Source organism: Ideonella sp. (assembly GCF_036277275.1).
Taxonomy (GTDB): domain Bacteria; phylum Pseudomonadota; class Gammaproteobacteria; order Burkholderiales; family Burkholderiaceae_C; genus Ideonella.
On the sequence record NZ_DASUNH010000116.1, the window covers coordinates 69,478 to 83,776 of the forward strand.

Annotated in this window: 20 protein-coding genes; 12 read left to right on the forward strand and 8 right to left on the reverse strand. The window is 69.9% G+C overall.

Going from position 1 to position 14,299, the window contains the following annotated elements:
* Nucleotides 1-152: 152 nt before the first annotated feature.
* The 3 genes from VFY73_RS19515 (at nt 153) to VFY73_RS19525 (ending at nt 3,297) form a co-directional block, all read left to right on the forward strand.
* The gene (locus tag VFY73_RS19515) at nt 153-2,375 is read left to right on the forward strand and encodes an ATP-binding protein (protein ID WP_329721876.1); all 2,223 of its coding nucleotides are present in this window, start codon (nt 153-155) and stop codon (nt 2,373-2,375) included.
* A gap of 63 nt (nt 2,376-2,438) precedes the next feature.
* Nucleotides 2,439-2,786 carry a DUF2845 domain-containing protein gene (locus VFY73_RS19520; RefSeq protein WP_329721878.1) on the forward strand — a complete coding sequence of 116 codons (348 nt, stop codon included), beginning with the start codon at nt 2,439-2,441 and terminating at the stop codon, nt 2,784-2,786.
* Between the two features lie 55 nt (nt 2,787-2,841).
* Nucleotides 2,842-3,297 carry a nuclear transport factor 2 family protein gene (locus VFY73_RS19525; RefSeq protein ID WP_329721880.1) on the forward strand — a complete coding sequence of 152 codons (456 nt, stop codon included), beginning with the start codon at nt 2,842-2,844 and terminating at the stop codon, nt 3,295-3,297.
* Between the two features lie 110 nt (nt 3,298-3,407).
* On the opposite strand, the gene VFY73_RS19530 is transcribed toward VFY73_RS19525, so the two are convergent.
* Nucleotides 3,408-3,662, reverse strand: a complete 255-nt coding sequence (locus tag VFY73_RS19530; RefSeq protein ID WP_329721882.1) for a hypothetical protein — start codon at nt 3,660-3,662, stop codon at nt 3,408-3,410.
* A gap of 175 nt (nt 3,663-3,837) precedes the next feature.
* Here VFY73_RS19530 and VFY73_RS19535 point away from each other — a divergent pair, with 175 nt between their 5' ends.
* The 6 genes from VFY73_RS19535 to VFY73_RS19560 all read left to right on the forward strand — a co-directional run bounded on the left by VFY73_RS19535 (nt 3,838) and on the right by VFY73_RS19560 (nt 6,710).
* Nucleotides 3,838-4,392 (forward strand): hypothetical protein, encoded by a 555-nt coding sequence (locus VFY73_RS19535; protein WP_329721884.1) that lies wholly within the window; start codon nt 3,838-3,840, stop codon nt 4,390-4,392.
* The gene (locus tag VFY73_RS19540; protein ID WP_329721885.1) at nt 4,382-4,834 is read left to right on the forward strand and encodes an ABA4-like family protein; all 453 of its coding nucleotides are present in this window, start codon (nt 4,382-4,384) and stop codon (nt 4,832-4,834) included. Before VFY73_RS19535 ends, VFY73_RS19540 begins: the two co-directional genes overlap by 11 nt.
* A gap of 71 nt (nt 4,835-4,905) precedes the next feature.
* Nucleotides 4,906-5,211 carry a putative quinol monooxygenase gene (locus tag VFY73_RS19545; protein ID WP_329721887.1) on the forward strand — a complete coding sequence of 102 codons (306 nt, stop codon included), beginning with the start codon at nt 4,906-4,908 and terminating at the stop codon, nt 5,209-5,211.
* 18 nt (nt 5,212-5,229) lie between these two features.
* Nucleotides 5,230-5,823, forward strand: coding sequence for a hypothetical protein (locus VFY73_RS19550; protein ID WP_329721889.1), 594 nt, complete (start codon nt 5,230-5,232; stop codon nt 5,821-5,823).
* Nucleotides 5,820-6,263 (forward strand): hypothetical protein, encoded by a 444-nt coding sequence (locus VFY73_RS19555; protein WP_329721891.1) that lies wholly within the window; start codon nt 5,820-5,822, stop codon nt 6,261-6,263. The genes VFY73_RS19550 and VFY73_RS19555 overlap by 4 nt, the downstream gene beginning before the upstream one ends.
* A gap of 15 nt (nt 6,264-6,278) precedes the next feature.
* Nucleotides 6,279-6,710 (forward strand): hypothetical protein, encoded by a 432-nt coding sequence (locus VFY73_RS19560; RefSeq protein WP_329721893.1) that lies wholly within the window; start codon nt 6,279-6,281, stop codon nt 6,708-6,710.
* Here VFY73_RS19560 and VFY73_RS19565 read toward each other — a convergent pair.
* The 5 genes from VFY73_RS19565 to VFY73_RS19585 all read right to left on the reverse strand — a co-directional run bounded on the left by VFY73_RS19565 (nt 6,705) and on the right by VFY73_RS19585 (nt 10,017).
* Nucleotides 6,705-7,184: a hypothetical protein gene (locus VFY73_RS19565; RefSeq protein WP_329721895.1), complete on the reverse strand. Its 480-nt coding sequence runs from the start codon at nt 7,182-7,184 to the stop codon at nt 6,705-6,707. The two genes, VFY73_RS19560 and VFY73_RS19565, sit on opposite strands and share 6 nt — an antisense overlap.
* Nucleotides 7,185-7,234: 50 nt before the next feature.
* The gene (locus VFY73_RS19570; protein ID WP_329721897.1) at nt 7,235-8,179 is read right to left on the reverse strand and encodes a lipocalin family protein; all 945 of its coding nucleotides are present in this window, start codon (nt 8,177-8,179) and stop codon (nt 7,235-7,237) included.
* A gap of 1 nt (nt 8,180) precedes the next feature.
* A complete protein-coding gene (locus VFY73_RS19575; protein WP_329721899.1) occupies nt 8,181-8,642 on the reverse strand; it encodes a phage holin family protein in 462 nt (153 codons plus the stop codon).
* 26 nt (nt 8,643-8,668) lie between these two features.
* A complete protein-coding gene (locus tag VFY73_RS19580) occupies nt 8,669-8,938 on the reverse strand; it encodes a GlsB/YeaQ/YmgE family stress response membrane protein (protein WP_329721901.1) in 270 nt (89 codons plus the stop codon).
* A 104-nt stretch (nt 8,939-9,042) separates the two neighbouring features.
* A complete protein-coding gene (locus VFY73_RS19585; protein WP_329721903.1) occupies nt 9,043-10,017 on the reverse strand; it encodes an SDR family oxidoreductase in 975 nt (324 codons plus the stop codon).
* A 230-nt stretch (nt 10,018-10,247) separates the two neighbouring features.
* Between VFY73_RS19585 and VFY73_RS19590 the strand changes: the two genes are divergently transcribed.
* From VFY73_RS19590 to VFY73_RS19600, 3 genes are all read left to right on the forward strand, one after another.
* Nucleotides 10,248-10,571, forward strand: a complete 324-nt coding sequence (locus VFY73_RS19590; RefSeq protein WP_329721905.1) for a hypothetical protein — start codon at nt 10,248-10,250, stop codon at nt 10,569-10,571.
* A gap of 248 nt (nt 10,572-10,819) precedes the next feature.
* The gene (locus VFY73_RS19595) at nt 10,820-12,031 is read left to right on the forward strand and encodes a glycosyltransferase (RefSeq protein WP_329721907.1); all 1,212 of its coding nucleotides are present in this window, start codon (nt 10,820-10,822) and stop codon (nt 12,029-12,031) included.
* A 2-nt stretch (nt 12,032-12,033) separates the two neighbouring features.
* A complete protein-coding gene (locus tag VFY73_RS19600) occupies nt 12,034-12,855 on the forward strand; it encodes a polysaccharide deacetylase family protein (RefSeq protein WP_329721909.1) in 822 nt (273 codons plus the stop codon).
* 362 nt (nt 12,856-13,217) lie between these two features.
* Here VFY73_RS19600 and VFY73_RS19605 read toward each other — a convergent pair whose 3' ends face one another.
* Both VFY73_RS19605 and VFY73_RS19610 read right to left on the reverse strand, forming a co-directional pair.
* Entirely contained in the window at nt 13,218-13,751 is a 534-nt protein-coding gene (locus tag VFY73_RS19605) for a CDP-alcohol phosphatidyltransferase family protein (protein ID WP_329721911.1), read from the reverse strand.
* A partial coding sequence (locus VFY73_RS19610; RefSeq protein ID WP_329721913.1) for an NAD(P)H-dependent oxidoreductase occupies nt 13,748-14,299 on the reverse strand: 552 nt, incomplete at its 5' end. The genes VFY73_RS19605 and VFY73_RS19610, both read right to left, overlap by 4 nt.

The following is a 14,299-nucleotide window of genomic DNA, read 5'->3' on the forward strand; positions in this document are numbered from 1 at the left end:
GTCCTCCAACTGAAACCGGACAGACACCGCTTGGCAACATCGTGGCAATTGCAATTCCGCTTTGCTGTCGGACGCCACCGCATCCGCAGCTGCTCTAAAGTCCGAGCGTGCTGTGGGCCAAACGGCCTGCAGCGCCCCCGTTCCCATCACCCATGCCGATTTCGATCCGTTCACGCCTGCTGCTGTTGCTGATGTCGGTGCTGCTGCCCGCGATGGCCGGCGCGTTGTGGGTGCTCGTCGACACCTTCCGCGGCGAGCGACAAACGATGCAAAGAGGCCTGCGCGACACGGCCAGCGCGCTGTCGATGGTGGTCGACCGGGAGCTGATGCAGCGCGCGGCCATCGCCCGCACGCTGGCCATGTCGTCGCTGCTGGACGCGGCGCCCACGCTGACGAAGGAACAGCTGAGCTACTTCGACAGCCAGGCTCGGCAGGCGCTGCAGGGCCTGGGCGGCTGGGTCGAGCTGCATTCGGCGCAGGGCCTGCTGCTGAGCACCCGCTACCCGCCCGGCATGCCCGGCCAGGCGCAAGGGGCGGCCAGCGTGCCGGCCGCTCTGGTAGAGACCGAGCAGGTCGGCCCCCTGGCGCGCGATCCGGCCAACGGCGAATGGCGGGCCTCGGTGATGGCGCCGGTGCGGCGCGCCGACCGCACCGTGCTGAACCTGGCCGTCACGATCCTGCCGCTCGAGTTGCAGCAAATCGTCGACCACCAGCGCCTGCCACAAGGCTGGGCCGCCACCGTGATGGACGGCCAGGGTGCGGTGGTCGCGCGGCACCCGGGCGGCTCGTCTTACGTCGGCCGCGCCGCCGTCCCCGATCTGCGGCCGCAGATCGCCGCCAGGCGCGAAGGGCTGTTCGAATCGACCTCGCTCGACGGCGAGCCGATGACCGGCTACTTCAGCACCTCGCCACAGGGTTGGACCTTCGTCACCGCGGTGCCGCGCTCGCAGCTCGCGGGCCAGGTGCCGGCAGCGGTGATGCAGTTGCTGCTGGTCGGGGCGGTGTTGCTGGGGGTGGCGATCGTCGGCGCGCGCTGGCTGTCGCGCCGCATCGTCGAGCCGGTGGTCGCGCTGAAGGACATGGCCGAGCGCATGCAGGCCGGTCTGCCGGTGCATGCCGAGCCGACCGGCATCGAAGAATGCGACAAGGTCGCCAATGCGCTGGAAGCGGCGGCGTACGCGCAGCAGCGGGCGCGCGGCGAGCTTGAGCGCCGGGTCAACGACGCCATCGCGCGCACCCGCGAGGCCGAGCAGCGGGCTTCGCACAACCAGCGGGTCGAGGCCCTGGGACGCCTGACCGGCGGCGTGGCGCACGACGTCAACAACCTGCTCGGCGTGATCAGCAACAGTGCCTACCTGATCGAGCGGCGCAACGACGGCCAGCTCGACCTGGGCTCGCCGCTGGCGGCGACGATGCGTGCGGTCGAGGCCGGCCGCCGGCTGACCCAGCACCTGCTGCGCTTCGCCGGACGCCATGCCACGCGGCCCGAGCGGGTGGACCTCGCCACCGCCCTGCCCGAGCTGCGCGAGCTGCTGGGCATCGTGCTGGGCAAGCGCATCGCGATCGAGGTCAAGGTTGCCGCCGACACCCGAGCGATCGTCGTCGACGCCGGCGAGCTGGAGCTGGCGTTGATCAACCTGGCGTTGAACGCCCGCGACGCCCTGCCCAACGGTGGCCACCTGACCGTGGAGGCCGGCAACGCAGGCGCCGCCGAGATCGCCGAGTTGCCGCCCGGCGACTATGTGCTGATCAGCGTCACCGACGATGGCACCGGCATCGCCGACGAGGTGGCCAACCGTGCCTTCGAACCCTTCTTCACCACCAAGGCCACGGGTCTGGGCAGCGGGCTCGGCCTGAGCCAAGTGCACGGCTTCTGCACCGAGGCCGGGGGCCTGGCACGCATCGCCGGCACGCCGGGCCAGGGCACCACGGTGTCGCTGGTCCTGCCGGCAGCGGCGGCCGCGGCGGCACCGCCCCCCACCCGTCGACAGCCGGCGGCAACCGAGGCGATGGCCGGCCTGCGGATCCTGGTGGTCGAAGACAACGAGTCACTCGGCGACATGACCGCGGCACTGCTGGGCTCGTACGGCTGCCGGGTTCACCTGGCCCGCAACGCCGAGCAGGCACTGGGCTGCTTCGACGGCGGCGAGCCGCCTTTCGATGCGGTCCTGTCCGACATCGTGATGCCCGGCGGAATGGACGGCGTCACGCTGGCCCGCCAGTTGCGCGAGCGCTACCCGCAGCTGCCGCTGGTGCTGATCAGCGGCTTCAGCCATGTCCGGCCGGCCGAAGGCGAGTTCACCGTGCTGAGCAAGCCTTGCAGCCCTGATGGCCTGGTCGGCGCCTTGCGGCAGGCGGTGGCGGACAAAGCCTGACAGCGGCGCGCGAGACACCGGGCGCGCACAATGTCGGCAGCCTGTTGTGTGGGCGAGGCCGCCATGAAACGACGTCACTCCTTAGTCCTGACTGCCGCGCTGGGCCTGATGGCCGCGTCGTCGGCGCGGGCCGAATCCCTGCGCTGCAACGGCAGCAGCACCAGCGAAGGTGAATCGCGCCTCGCGGTGCTCTACAAGTGCGGCGAGCCGCTGCTGAAAGACAGCTACTGCGCCCCATGGGTGCAGGCCGGCACGTTGCAGCCGCTGCCCAGCGCCTATGCGGCGGTGGTGACGCCGTGCCAACCCGTCGAGGAATGGGTCTACGACCGCGGCCCCGGCAACCTGATGGCCACGGTGCGCTTCAAATCCGGCGTCGTGCAGTCCATCGTCTACGGCCGCGCGCCGCAGTGACCATGGCGCTCGCCCTCCTCGACCCCGACGACCCTCGACCGCAAGGCTGCGCGGCATGACGCACCGACTCTCCCACTTCATCCGCGCGGCCCGGGCCGCGACCCTGTGCCTGCCGCTGGCCACGTTCGCCGCCACGCCGGCCGAAGACGAGGTGATGGCCGTCACCCAGGCCGCCTGCGACGCCTTCCGGCTGCGCGACCTGTCAGCGCTCGACCGCCTGCTGGCGCCGGAGTTCACGATCGTCGGCCCGGCCGGCGATGTGCAGCCGCGCAGCCAGGCCATCGACGAGGTCAAGGCCGGCGATCCGCAGTACCAGGTCTTGCGCAACCACGACATGGTCGCCCATGTCTACGGCGACGCGGCCACCGTCCAGGGCATCACTTCGTTGAAGGGCCGCTCGGGCGGCCAGGACTTCGAGGTCGACGTGCGCTTCACCGACACGCTGGTGCGGTTCAACGGCCAATGGCGTCTCGTCGTCAGCCACGTCACGCGGCTCGCGAAGAAGCCCTGAGACCCGGGCCAACCTCTCTCGGCCATCGAACGGCCTGACGCGCGCGTGGTGGCCGCCATCGGCGAAGCGGGCCAGCTCGGAGCCTGGGAGTTTTTCGGGCGTGCAGGCTCTCAGGCCACGACCAGCCCGGCCGATGCCAGGCGCGATTTGATTGCCGCAAAGCCGCCCTCGTACTCCCAGTACATCACCCGCCCATGCGACGAGGTGACCAGCAGGTACTTCTCGGATACCGATTGGATCCGGTCGACGGCCACCAGCTTTTCGACGAAAGCCTCGTCCCGGATCTCTTCGACGACTTCCTGGTTGTCGTCGGTGTAGCCATGCATCACGATGGCCGAGCGGACACGAACAGAGATGAATGTCATGGTGGGCGGCAAATGGGTGGGTGACGCCCATTCTGGCGCGGCCCCGCCAGCCCTGCAGCCGTGGGGTTAGCGTCATGGGAGCGACTGCTAAACTGCCAACCGGGCTGTCAGGACGCCCACCTCGCGAAAGCAGACGCACCTGCATCGCAAGCCCTTCGCTTGCATACCCTCCGACATGGCCACCCGCGAGAAGGCCATCCGTCCCGATGGAGTTGGTATGCGCACTCAACGCGTTTCCTCATTGCATCCGCCTGGTTCGGCGGAACGGCCCTCGGCGGCCGCAACGGCGCTCGACCGGGTGCTTCGCCAGGCCCGCAGGCTGCACCGGGCCGCTCAGTCCGGCCCGCTGCTGCTGGCCATGCCCGCGCTGCGGCGAGCCCATGCGGCCGGGGTCTTTCCGGGCCGATCGCTCATCGCGCTCTACCGCGAGCGGCAGCAGCTGCAGCGCAAGCACTTCCTGCGCACGCTGGCCATCGAGGCCGGCCACCCCGACTGGGAGCACTACCGCCCTGCACTGGCCACGATGCCGCCGCACGCGGTCGACCCCCTCGAATTGCCGAACGACTGTCATGCGTTCCTGAATCACTGGTTTTCGACTGAGGCCGAGGCCCGCGAGCACGCACGCCAGCATGGTGGCGCGGTCCATCGCGTCGGCACGCAGGCGGTGGTGGTCGCGGCCGAGGCACAGACACAGACACAGACAAACGCATTGGCCGCCCATGACGCCTGAACACTCGTTCACGTTGGCCAGCATCGCCGCGATGGTGGGCTGGATGCTGCTGGTCGGCGCGGCGCTCGCACCGCCCGGCACCGCACGCATCCGGCTGCTGTGGGCCGGTGGCCGATTGGTGCCGCTGCTGCTGTCGGCCGCCTACCTGGCGCTGCTGGTGTCGCACTGGCGCAGCGCACCGGGTGGTCATTTCGGCAGCCTGGATGGCGTGGCCACGCTGTTCGCGTCACGCGGCAAACTGGCCGGTGGCTGGGTGCACTTCCTCGCCTTCGACCTGTTCGTCGGCCGCTGGATGATCGACGACGTGCTGGCGCGCACAGCCCCCCGCTGGTACCTGCTGCCCTGCCTGCCGCTGACCTTTCTCTACGGACCAGCCGGGCTGCTGCTGTACTTCGCGCTGCGCCCGTCCCGTCGTCTGCCACCCCCAAAGCCCGATGACTGAAAACTAGGGGCGGTCCGGCACGCAGTCACGGCGCAGAATGCGCGCCTGACCCTGACTCCAAAGCATCGAAGATGATCGTCGTGATTGGAAGCGTCGTCGCCGCGCCGGGCCGTGTCGATGACGCACTGGCCCTGAGCCTTGCGCATGTGCAGCGCTCGCGCGCCGAGCCGGGCTGCCTCTCGCACGCCGTGCACCGCGATGCCGAAAACCCGCAGCGCCTGGTGTTTGTCGAAGAGTGGGCCGGCATGGCGGCGCTGCAACAGCATTTCCAGGTGCCGGCCTCGCGCGCGTTCGCGAAGGCACTCTCCACGATGGCGACCGAACCGCCGGCGATGACGTTGTACGAAGCCGCACCGGTGTCCATCCCGCGTGCCTGATTGTTTCAAGGAGGACCGATGTTCCTGCCCACCCCACCCGACACCGACGCCACCGCGCGCTTGGAGCAGCAAGACCTGGCCCAGCGTGGCCATGTGATGAACCTGACCCGGCTGTGGAGCTGGCGGCCCGATGTGTTCGACGGTTTCGCCGCGCTGCGCGCCGCGCTGATGAAAGACTCGGCGCTGACGCAGCGCGACTGGGGCGTGCTGGTCTGCGCCACCGCGGCCAGCCTGGGGGACTCCTACTGCGCGCTGGCCTGGGGCAAGACGCTGGCGGGGGAGGCTGACGCGGCCACCACGGTGTCGGTGCTCAATGACGAACCAGGTGGTGAGCTCACCCCGCGCGATCAGGCCCTGTCGCGCTGGGCGCGGCAGGTGGTGAGCGATCCGAACGGCAGTTCGCCGCAAGACGTCGAGGCGCTGCGCGCCGCCGGCCTGTCGGACCGCGAGATCTTCGAGGCCACCGCCTTCATCGCTTTCCGCCTGGCGTTTTCCACCGTCAACGACGCGCTCGGTGTGCGGCCCGACTGGCAGGTGGCACAGGCCGCGCCGGCCGAAGTACGGGCCGCCGTCACCTTCGGCCGCCCTGCTGCCGAGGCCCCTGCCCGATGAGCAGCCGGCCCAACACCTTCCTGCTCGCCGGCGCCGGCCTCAGTGCTGTCGCCGCGCTGTTGCATGTGGCGATCATCTTCGGCGGTGCGCCGTGGTACCGCTTCTTCGGCGCGGGTGAAGGCATGGCCAGGGCGGCCGAAGCCGGCCAGTGGTACCCGGCGCTGGTGACCACCGGCATCGCGTTCGTGCTCGGGCTATGGGCGGCGTACGCGCTGGCCGGCGCGGGCGTGATCCGGCGCCTGCCGTGGCTTCGGCTTGGCCTGTGCGTGATCACCGCCATCTATCTGGTGCGTGGGCTGGCGCTGCTGCCCGCCTGGGTGTGGGCGCCAGCGGAAGTAACGCCATTCGTGGTGTGGAGCTCGGTCATCTGCATGCTCTACGGAGCCGTGCATGTGCTGGGCGTGGTGCGAGCCTGGCCGCAGCTGTCGCGGGCCGGATAACGAAGGAGAGCGCTGATGTTTCCCTGGTTGTGGTTCTGGGCACCGCAGTTTCATTTCCCATGGAGCGGCGACGTCGCACAGCGGGTGGAGCCGAACACGCACTGGTTCTTCCAGGGCATCAACCCGTGGGCCGGCAACGCCCGCATCGAAGAGAAAGCGTTCGCCGTCGCCAGCTACGGCAAACAGCTGGGCCTGATCACCGAGGTGCTGATCGCCCAGGCCGAGCAGGTCGGCAGTGCCACGCCCGAGGCCGCCGAATCGCTGGCCAAGCTGAAGGCGATCGCGCGCGAGATCGAGGCGATCAAGAGCGGCGAGTACGAGCAGACGGCGATCGATCTCGAAGCCCGGCTGCAGGACCTGCAGCGCCGCGGCGGGCCGCGTTATGCGCAGCTCAGCGAGCGCTTGCTGCCGCTGCTGCAGGCCCGCCCCGCCACCGGCTCGTCATGACACCGGCTGGCCCTGGTCGTCGACCAGGCCATGCTGGCGGTAGACCGCCATCTCGTCGCCGGCCACGAAGCCGAAGATCTTGGGCCCCTGTGCACGCCGCTGCATCAGGTAGCTGACCTGGAACGGGATGCTCAGGCGTTCGCCGTCGGGTCGCAGGTACTCGGCGATGTACGCCACTTGCACGATGTCGTGCTCGCCGTCGATGGCCTGCGCCCGCACCCGCTCGACCCACATCCGCTGCGTGCCGATGGCCTTGTAGAAGCCATAGGCCTGCTGCAGCGCCTGCTCGAAGCCGGTGTCGTTGCTGCCCATCTGCAGCTGGCCATTGGGACCGGCCGACACGAACGACTCGGCAAAGAAGCCGCGGATCGCCGCACTGTCCACCACGTCGCCCAACGACCGCTCGAAGACGGCCGCGTAGTCATGGAACAGCGCGTCGTAGTCCGGGGAACGGTTGTCGAGTGAGGGGGACATGGGTTTTCCTCCAACGACGAGCGCCGCGCCGGCGCGGGTGCGGCGGTGGGTCAGTCCGGTTGAGACACCAGCAATCGGTCGACTGCGAAGCCTTGCGCCCGGGCCAGATCGACGGCGGCGTCCAACGCCTCGGGTTCGATGCGGGGCCGGCGCGCCAGCACCCACAAGTGGCGCCGGTCCGGCGCTCCGACCACGGCCAACGCGTAGGTCTCGTCGACGTGAAGCACCCATTGGTCGGTCCAGCCGAATGGCAACCAGCGCAACCAGGCCGGCAGGAAGCTGATCGCCAGCTTGGCCCCGTGGCTGCCCGACAGCACGCGGGCCTCGCCGCGGACCACCTGCTCCTGACCGCTGGCATCGAACCAGCCGCTCAGCACCTCCATCACGCCGCCGCCATGCACGGCGTAGTGCACCTTCGGCTGGCCACCACCGCCGCCTTGTTCGAGGTCGGTGGGCAAACGGGCGATCTCGTACCAGGTGCCGGCATAACGCCCCAGGTCCACGTGCTCCGCCGTGTGCAGCGGCGGCAGTTCGCGGCCCTCGGCGTCACGCGCGGCCTCGCCACCGCCGGCAAAGGCGCCCCGCAAGCCGCCCATCAGGTAGCGCGAGGCCGCCATGCCGAGGTTCATCAACGCACCGGTCGAGGTCGGACCCCAGCGCCGCCTCCACGACTCCGGCATGAAAGGCCAGGCCAGCGCCAGCAGCTCCAGCCAATCCAGCTTGTGGGATCGGCGCGCGTCGCCCCCGGACGTTCGCGGCGAGTGTTCGCCCATGGCGGCTGCCGGCGCCGGCCGAGGCCGCCGTCGGCGCCACAGCCACCAGCCTGCGAGCAGCGCCAGTGCGCCACTGGCCACCGGCACGATCCAGCGCGCCGGCTCGCGCGCGCGCCGCACACGCTGGCCCAGCAGCGCCACCTGATGCTTGACCCGCTGGTCGCGGGCGATCAGGGCCAACTCGGCGCGCTGGATGCGCGCGTCGAGGTCGTCGTCAGACATGTCAAGAACCGGGAGCATGGCCATCGTCGTGCGGGTTCGGTGCGGAGTCGGGGGGCGACGTCGCGCGCGGCGACAGCGTCAGGTGTCGGCGTGTGGCGGGCAGGCTCAGCCGGGTGACCAGGTACTGCACCCGTTTCAATGCGAGCACCACCGCGACCAGGTTGATCAGCAGCACCGGCAACAACGCCAGCGTCCAGTGCAGGCCCAAACCCACCAGCGCGATCACCACGCCGGCCCACAAGGCCAGCCAGGCGGTGACGCCCAGGATCGCGATCGCCACCACCCAGGCCACGATGCGCGCCAGCGCCGAACCCGCGCGCCCGAGTTCGAGCGCGAACAACTCGACCCGGTCGCTGACCAGCCCCGGCAGCTCTTGCAGCAGGTTGTGCAGGGCATCGATGAATGATTCGGTGCGTGCGGCGCTTTCGCCGCCCGGTGCTTCGCTCCGGGTTCCGTCGGCCATGCGCGCCTCGGCGTTGCGCGGCGCGCTCAGCGGGCCGTCCCGCGCCGAACCAGGTTCACGATGGCCAGCAGGATGATCGCGCCCACCAGCGACACCAGCAGCGCACCGAGGCTGAATGCCCCCTGATTGATGGTGGGTACGCCGACCAGCGGCGAAATGAACCAACCGCCAAGCAGTGCGCCGACGATGCCGACGACCACGTTCAGCAACACGCCTTGCTGCGCATCGGTGCGCATGATGAGGCTGGCGACCCAGCCCAGCAACCCACCAATAACCAGCCAGATGATGAGATTCATGTCGGCAACTCCGTGTGAGAGATGGGAAAGGGTGAAAGCGCGCCCCGCCGAGAAGGGCAAACATCGTGCCTTGGGTCCGCGGGGCTCATCGCAGGGCGAGGCGCTCAGATGGCGCCCACGCTGCCGGTCACCGGCAGCACGATGCCGCTGATGTAGCCCGAACACACAGGCGCGGCAAGGAACACATAGGCCGGCGACAGCTCCTCGGGCTGGGCCGCGCGTTTCATGTCGGTGCTCTGGCCAAACTCGGCGACCTTCTCGGCCGGGATGTCGGCCGGGTTCAACGGGGTCCATACCGGCCCCGGGGCCACCGCGTTGACGCGGATGCCGCGTTCGATCAGGTTGCTCGCCAGCGACTTGGTGAAGGCGTGGATGGCCCCCTTGGTGGCGGAATAGTCGAGCAGCTTTTCGCTGCCGCGCAGACCCACGACCGAGCCGGTGTTGATGATCGAGCTGCCGCGCTTCAGGTGCGGCAGCGCCGCGCGGGCCATGCGGAAGTAACCTCCGATGTTGGTGTCCAGCGTTTCCTGCAGCCGGCGGTCGTCGATCTCCTCGAGCGACGCGGCGTGTTCCTGGAACGCGGCGTTGTTGACCAGCACGTCGAGCTTGCCGAAGGCCGTCACCGTCTGCTTCACCGCCTGTCGGCACCAGGCGTCGTCCTTCACATCGCCTTGCAGCAGCAGGCAGCGCCGCCCCTCCGCTTCCACGCAACGTTTGGTTTCTTCGGCATCTTCCTGTGACGAGTGGTAGGCGACCGCCACATCGGCGCCTTCGCGTGCGAACAGCACCGCCACTGCGCGGCCGATGCCGGAGTCGGCGCCGGTGATCAGCGCCGCAAAGTCCTGCAGCTTGCCGCTGCCCCGGTAGTCGGGCGCCATGAAGCGCGGCTTCAACGCCAGGTCTGCCTCCAGACCCGGCTTGGCCAGGTGCTGGGCAGGCAGCTTCTCGGGTTGTCGGCGGGCGCCGGCCTGCACGGCGCCGCCGCCGTCATCCTGGCCCGCCTGTCGCTCTTGGTCGCGGCGGTCTTGTTGCTGCTGGATCTCGCGTTGTGTCTTCAGGCTGTGGTCGGTCTTGGCCATGGGCTGCTGCTCCTGCTGAATGGGTTGGCATCAGGGGTTCGATCGGCAAGGTTTGCCATGCGGTGCAGGGCTCTGGCACTCGTCATGCCGCGCCATTCGATGGAAGAACTTGCCGGCTGCTGGAGCCCGACGACGGCACGCGGATTGCCGAGTTGCTCCCGCGGCGCTCGTTTCGCCATGCCTGGCATGGCGGCACAGCGAATCCTCAACCTTTCTATGGAGTCTTTGGAATGAACAAGCTTGTCACCCGACTGACCAGTGCAGCTGCAGCCTGCCTCGTGGTGGTTGCCGGCGTCGCCGTCGCTCAGAACGACCCCGCCGGGCAGGGAACTGCCGGCCCGGATACCGGCGCAACGCCCACGCTGCCGAATACCAGCAACACGATGCCCGTCGCGCCGAGCGGCACGACGACAACGGATTCGAGCACCACCTCGACGCCAAGCACCACCACGCCGAGCACGACGCCGAGCACCGGCGCCACCGGCACCAGCAGCTACGACAGCGGCACCACGACGACCGACTCGTCGTTGCCCGCCCGCAGCGACCGCAACTGAAGCCCCGGCGGCCTGGCGTGAGCCAGTGCCGCCTGTCGACCCCGCCACCACCCCAGGTGGCATGTGAAGTCGCATCGCCATGCCGCATCCCGCAACGGGTGCGGCATGTCAGCAAGAACTGCCGGCGGCCGGTAGGCCTTACGGCACAACGGACGCTCCGCCCGGGAGGCCGCTCGTGCCTCCCGCCCGCTCACCGAGTGACAGCCACGCCAGTCGTGCAGTGGCACAAGCCTTGCAATAGCCGCCCCATGCCTGCCATACCGCCCCCCACCAGCCGGCCGGAAGGCCCGCATCTGCTTGACGCCACGATGTTCTGGTCTCGCGAGGCCTGCGGTGGCGTGCGCCGTGTCATCAGCACCAAGCGGGCGGCACTGGTCGCCGAGGGCTGGCAGCATACATTGCTGGCGCCCGGCGTCCGCGGCCCGGGCATGATCGACTGCGGCGGCATGCCGCTGCCGTTTTCCGGCGGCTACCGGTTCGTGTGGAGCCGGGCCCATGCGACACGACTGATCGAGCAGGCCGAGCCGGAGATCCTCGAATCGTCGGATCCGTTCACGCTGGCCTGGGCCACGCTCGACGCGGCGCGCGCCCTGCAGGTCCCGTCGGTCGCTTTTTGCCACAGCAATCTGCCGGCGTTGGCCAGGCACTGGGTGGCCGGTGTCGGCGGCAATCACTGGCGCGGTCGATGGGCCGAGCGCCAAGCCCGCCACTACCTGGCCCGCGTTTACGCCGGCTTCGACATGGTGTTGGCCCCCAGCCGCACGATGACCGAAGCCTTGCATGACCTGGGCGTGCGCCATGCGCACCACCAGACACTCGGCGTGGACAGCACGGTCTTCAACCCCGCCGCGGCCGACCCGGTGTGGCGGCGCGCGCTGGAGCGTCGGCTGCAATTGCCACCCGGCACGCGGCTGCTCGTCTACACCGGCCGGTTTGCGCCGGAGAAGAACCTCGATCTGCTGGCCCGCGCGGTGGAGCTGCTGGGCCCCAGGCACGTGCTGCTCGCCGTCGGCAATGGACCGAAACCACCCAAGGGTCGCCAGGTGGTCGTGCTGAAACCTCAGTTCCACAACGGCCGCCTGGCGCGCCTGCTGGCCAGCTGCGATGCCTTCGTGCACGCGGGCGATCAAGAAACCTTCGGCCTGGCCGCGCTCGAAGCCATGGCCTGCGGCACGCCGCTGGTCGCCAGCTCGGCGGCAGGCCTGGGTGAGCTGGCTGACGGCGTCGCCATCACGCTGGCCTCGCGCCGCCCCGGCGACTGGGCCGAGGCGATGCGAGCCGCCCTGGCCGGCCGCGAAGGCGCGCTGGCGCAACAGGCGCTGGCCCGTGCCCGCACGCTCGACTGGAAGCTGGTGCTCGATGGGCTGTCGCAGCGTTACCTTCGACTGCTGCAACGAGGCCCGCTGGACAACGACGAGCCGTCATCGGCCCCGACCCAACCGCTGTTGCTGCAAGCCTGACCATGGGCCGCGCACTGACGGTGGTGCTGCACGACGTGTCGCCGGCCACCTGGCCGGCTTGCCTGCGCGTGATGACCGCCGTGCGCCGCGTCGCGCGCCGTGAAGGCAAGCGCCTGCCGATGACCCTGCTGGTGGTGCCGGCCATGCATGGCGAGCCGGCCACGCCTGCCTTCGTGCGCTCGCTGCGCTACCTGGTGGGCCACGGCCACGAGCTGGCACTGCACGGGCTGACCCACAGCGACGACGCACCGCCCCGCAGCAGCTGGCTCGACCACGTGCGGCGCCGCTGGTACACCGACGGGGAAGGCGAGTTCTCGGCGCTGGACCGATCCGAGGCCACGCGCCGCCTGGCGCTCGGCCGCGCCTGGGCCACGCTGCTTCGCTTGCCGATGCGGGGTTTCGTGGCCCCTGCCTGGCTGCTGAGCGAGGCGTCGTGGGAGGCGGTCGAATCGGCCGGATTCGCCTACACCTGCACGCTGAACGAGGTGGTCGCCCTGCCCGGCCGCCAAGGCCTGCATGCGCGCAGCGTGGTGTTCAGTACCCGCTCGGCCTGGCGGCGCCTGGCCTCGGTGGTCTGGAACACCTTACTGGCCGGCTGGCAGCAGCGCGCACCGCTGCTGCGGCTGGAGCTGCACCCGCATGACGCCGACCATGCCGCCGTACTTCGGTGCTGGTCGCGCATCCTGGCCCGCGCCCTGCGCGACGGGCGCCGGCCGCTGCGGCTCGACGACGTGGCGCGCCAGGTGCAGGTGCGCGCCCACGCCCGAGCCATCCGCGGCTCAGGCCCGCGCGACCCCGCCACCTCTTCCGCGGCTGCGCACTGAACCGCGCCCGTGGTGCAACGGCTGGTCGACCGGGGCCGTCGCCCTTCCGCTGCGGTCCAATCCTTCGCGAAGCAAGGCATTGGCGATGGAGATCGCCTTGTCGCGAACAGTGCGCGGCAAGTGAGTCATCGTCTGGAGCAACGTGCTTGCGTCCCGGGCATGGTTCGGCAGCATCAGGAGGTGCCACCGCGCTTGGGTTGCGCCCGCGCAGAACCGCCAGCACCGGAAGAGCGCCGCGATGCCCGGATCGCGCCATGGAGGTGATCGCCGGGAGCCGCTCCCACCCGTATCGACAGGACTGGCCAGCAGCGCGGTGGCATCAGGGACTCTGCACCACTGCCCGCTGCATCGATTGCGCGAACTCAATGGCGGTGCCCGTCGACTGCCGGCAACAGCATGACCGACAACCGCCCGGCGATCGTCATGATCGAGGCGATGCCGGCCAGCCAGCCCAGCGTGAGCTGGACGGCCAGGTCCGGCGCAATCAGCACGCCCAGCGCGGCACCCATCAACACCCCACCGATCGAGCGGCCCAGCGGGTCGTACAGGCGCTTGCGGCTGGTCGCGACGAACACGACGAAACTCGCACCGATGGCCCACAGAGGCCACCAAGGGAGCACTCCGGCCATTGCCAGCCCCGCGAACGCCGCCGTGATCAAGGCCAGGTCGGCGTGGATGTCGAACCACGCTCCGAATCGCGTCGAGCACCCGGCGTACCGCACCAGTGGGCCGTCCAGCAGATCACTGGCCATGCCGACGGCCAGCACCCCTGCCGCCTCGAAGAACCGTCCCTGCTCAATGCAGAAGAAGAGCCACGGCGATACCGCGAGCCGTGCGGCCGTCAACATTTGCCCCGCGGCCGCGGCGGGCCAGCGCGCCCGCCCGGGGCGGCTCATTGCGCAGCGGGCGAAAGCGCCCGACCGGCATCGTGCGCCATCGCGATCGCCTGGTCGACGTTCGAGCCACCAGCGCTCGGGGATGCGCCGTTGGGCCGCTGCGTCGTGTAGCCGTACTTCCCGACGACGCGCCCGTGCGCCGCTGTCGCCCGCTCGGCAGTGGCCGCCAACGCTGGGCCGGCGTCGCCGGCCGCCGTGAACACCAGCGCCACGGGCTTGCCGCGAAGATCACCCAGCCGCTCCAGGTAGCGCGACAGGGGAGTCGCCGCTGCATTGGCATAGACCGGCGAGCCCAGGACGAGCAAGTCGTAGCCGTCGAGATCGCCGGGCGCCTGGATACTGGCGGTCGTGCGCTCCACCCTCCAGCCCGACGCTGCCAGTCCGGCGGCGAAAGAGGCTGTGACACGATCGGGAAAGTCGCTGAGCCCGGGGTGGTAGACGATCAGCGCCCGGCCGGTCGTGCCGTTGCTGTTCAGCGGCTTCACACCCGTCACCACTTCGCGCGACGATGCCCACCACACCCAGGCGGCGGCCAGCAGCAGGCCGGC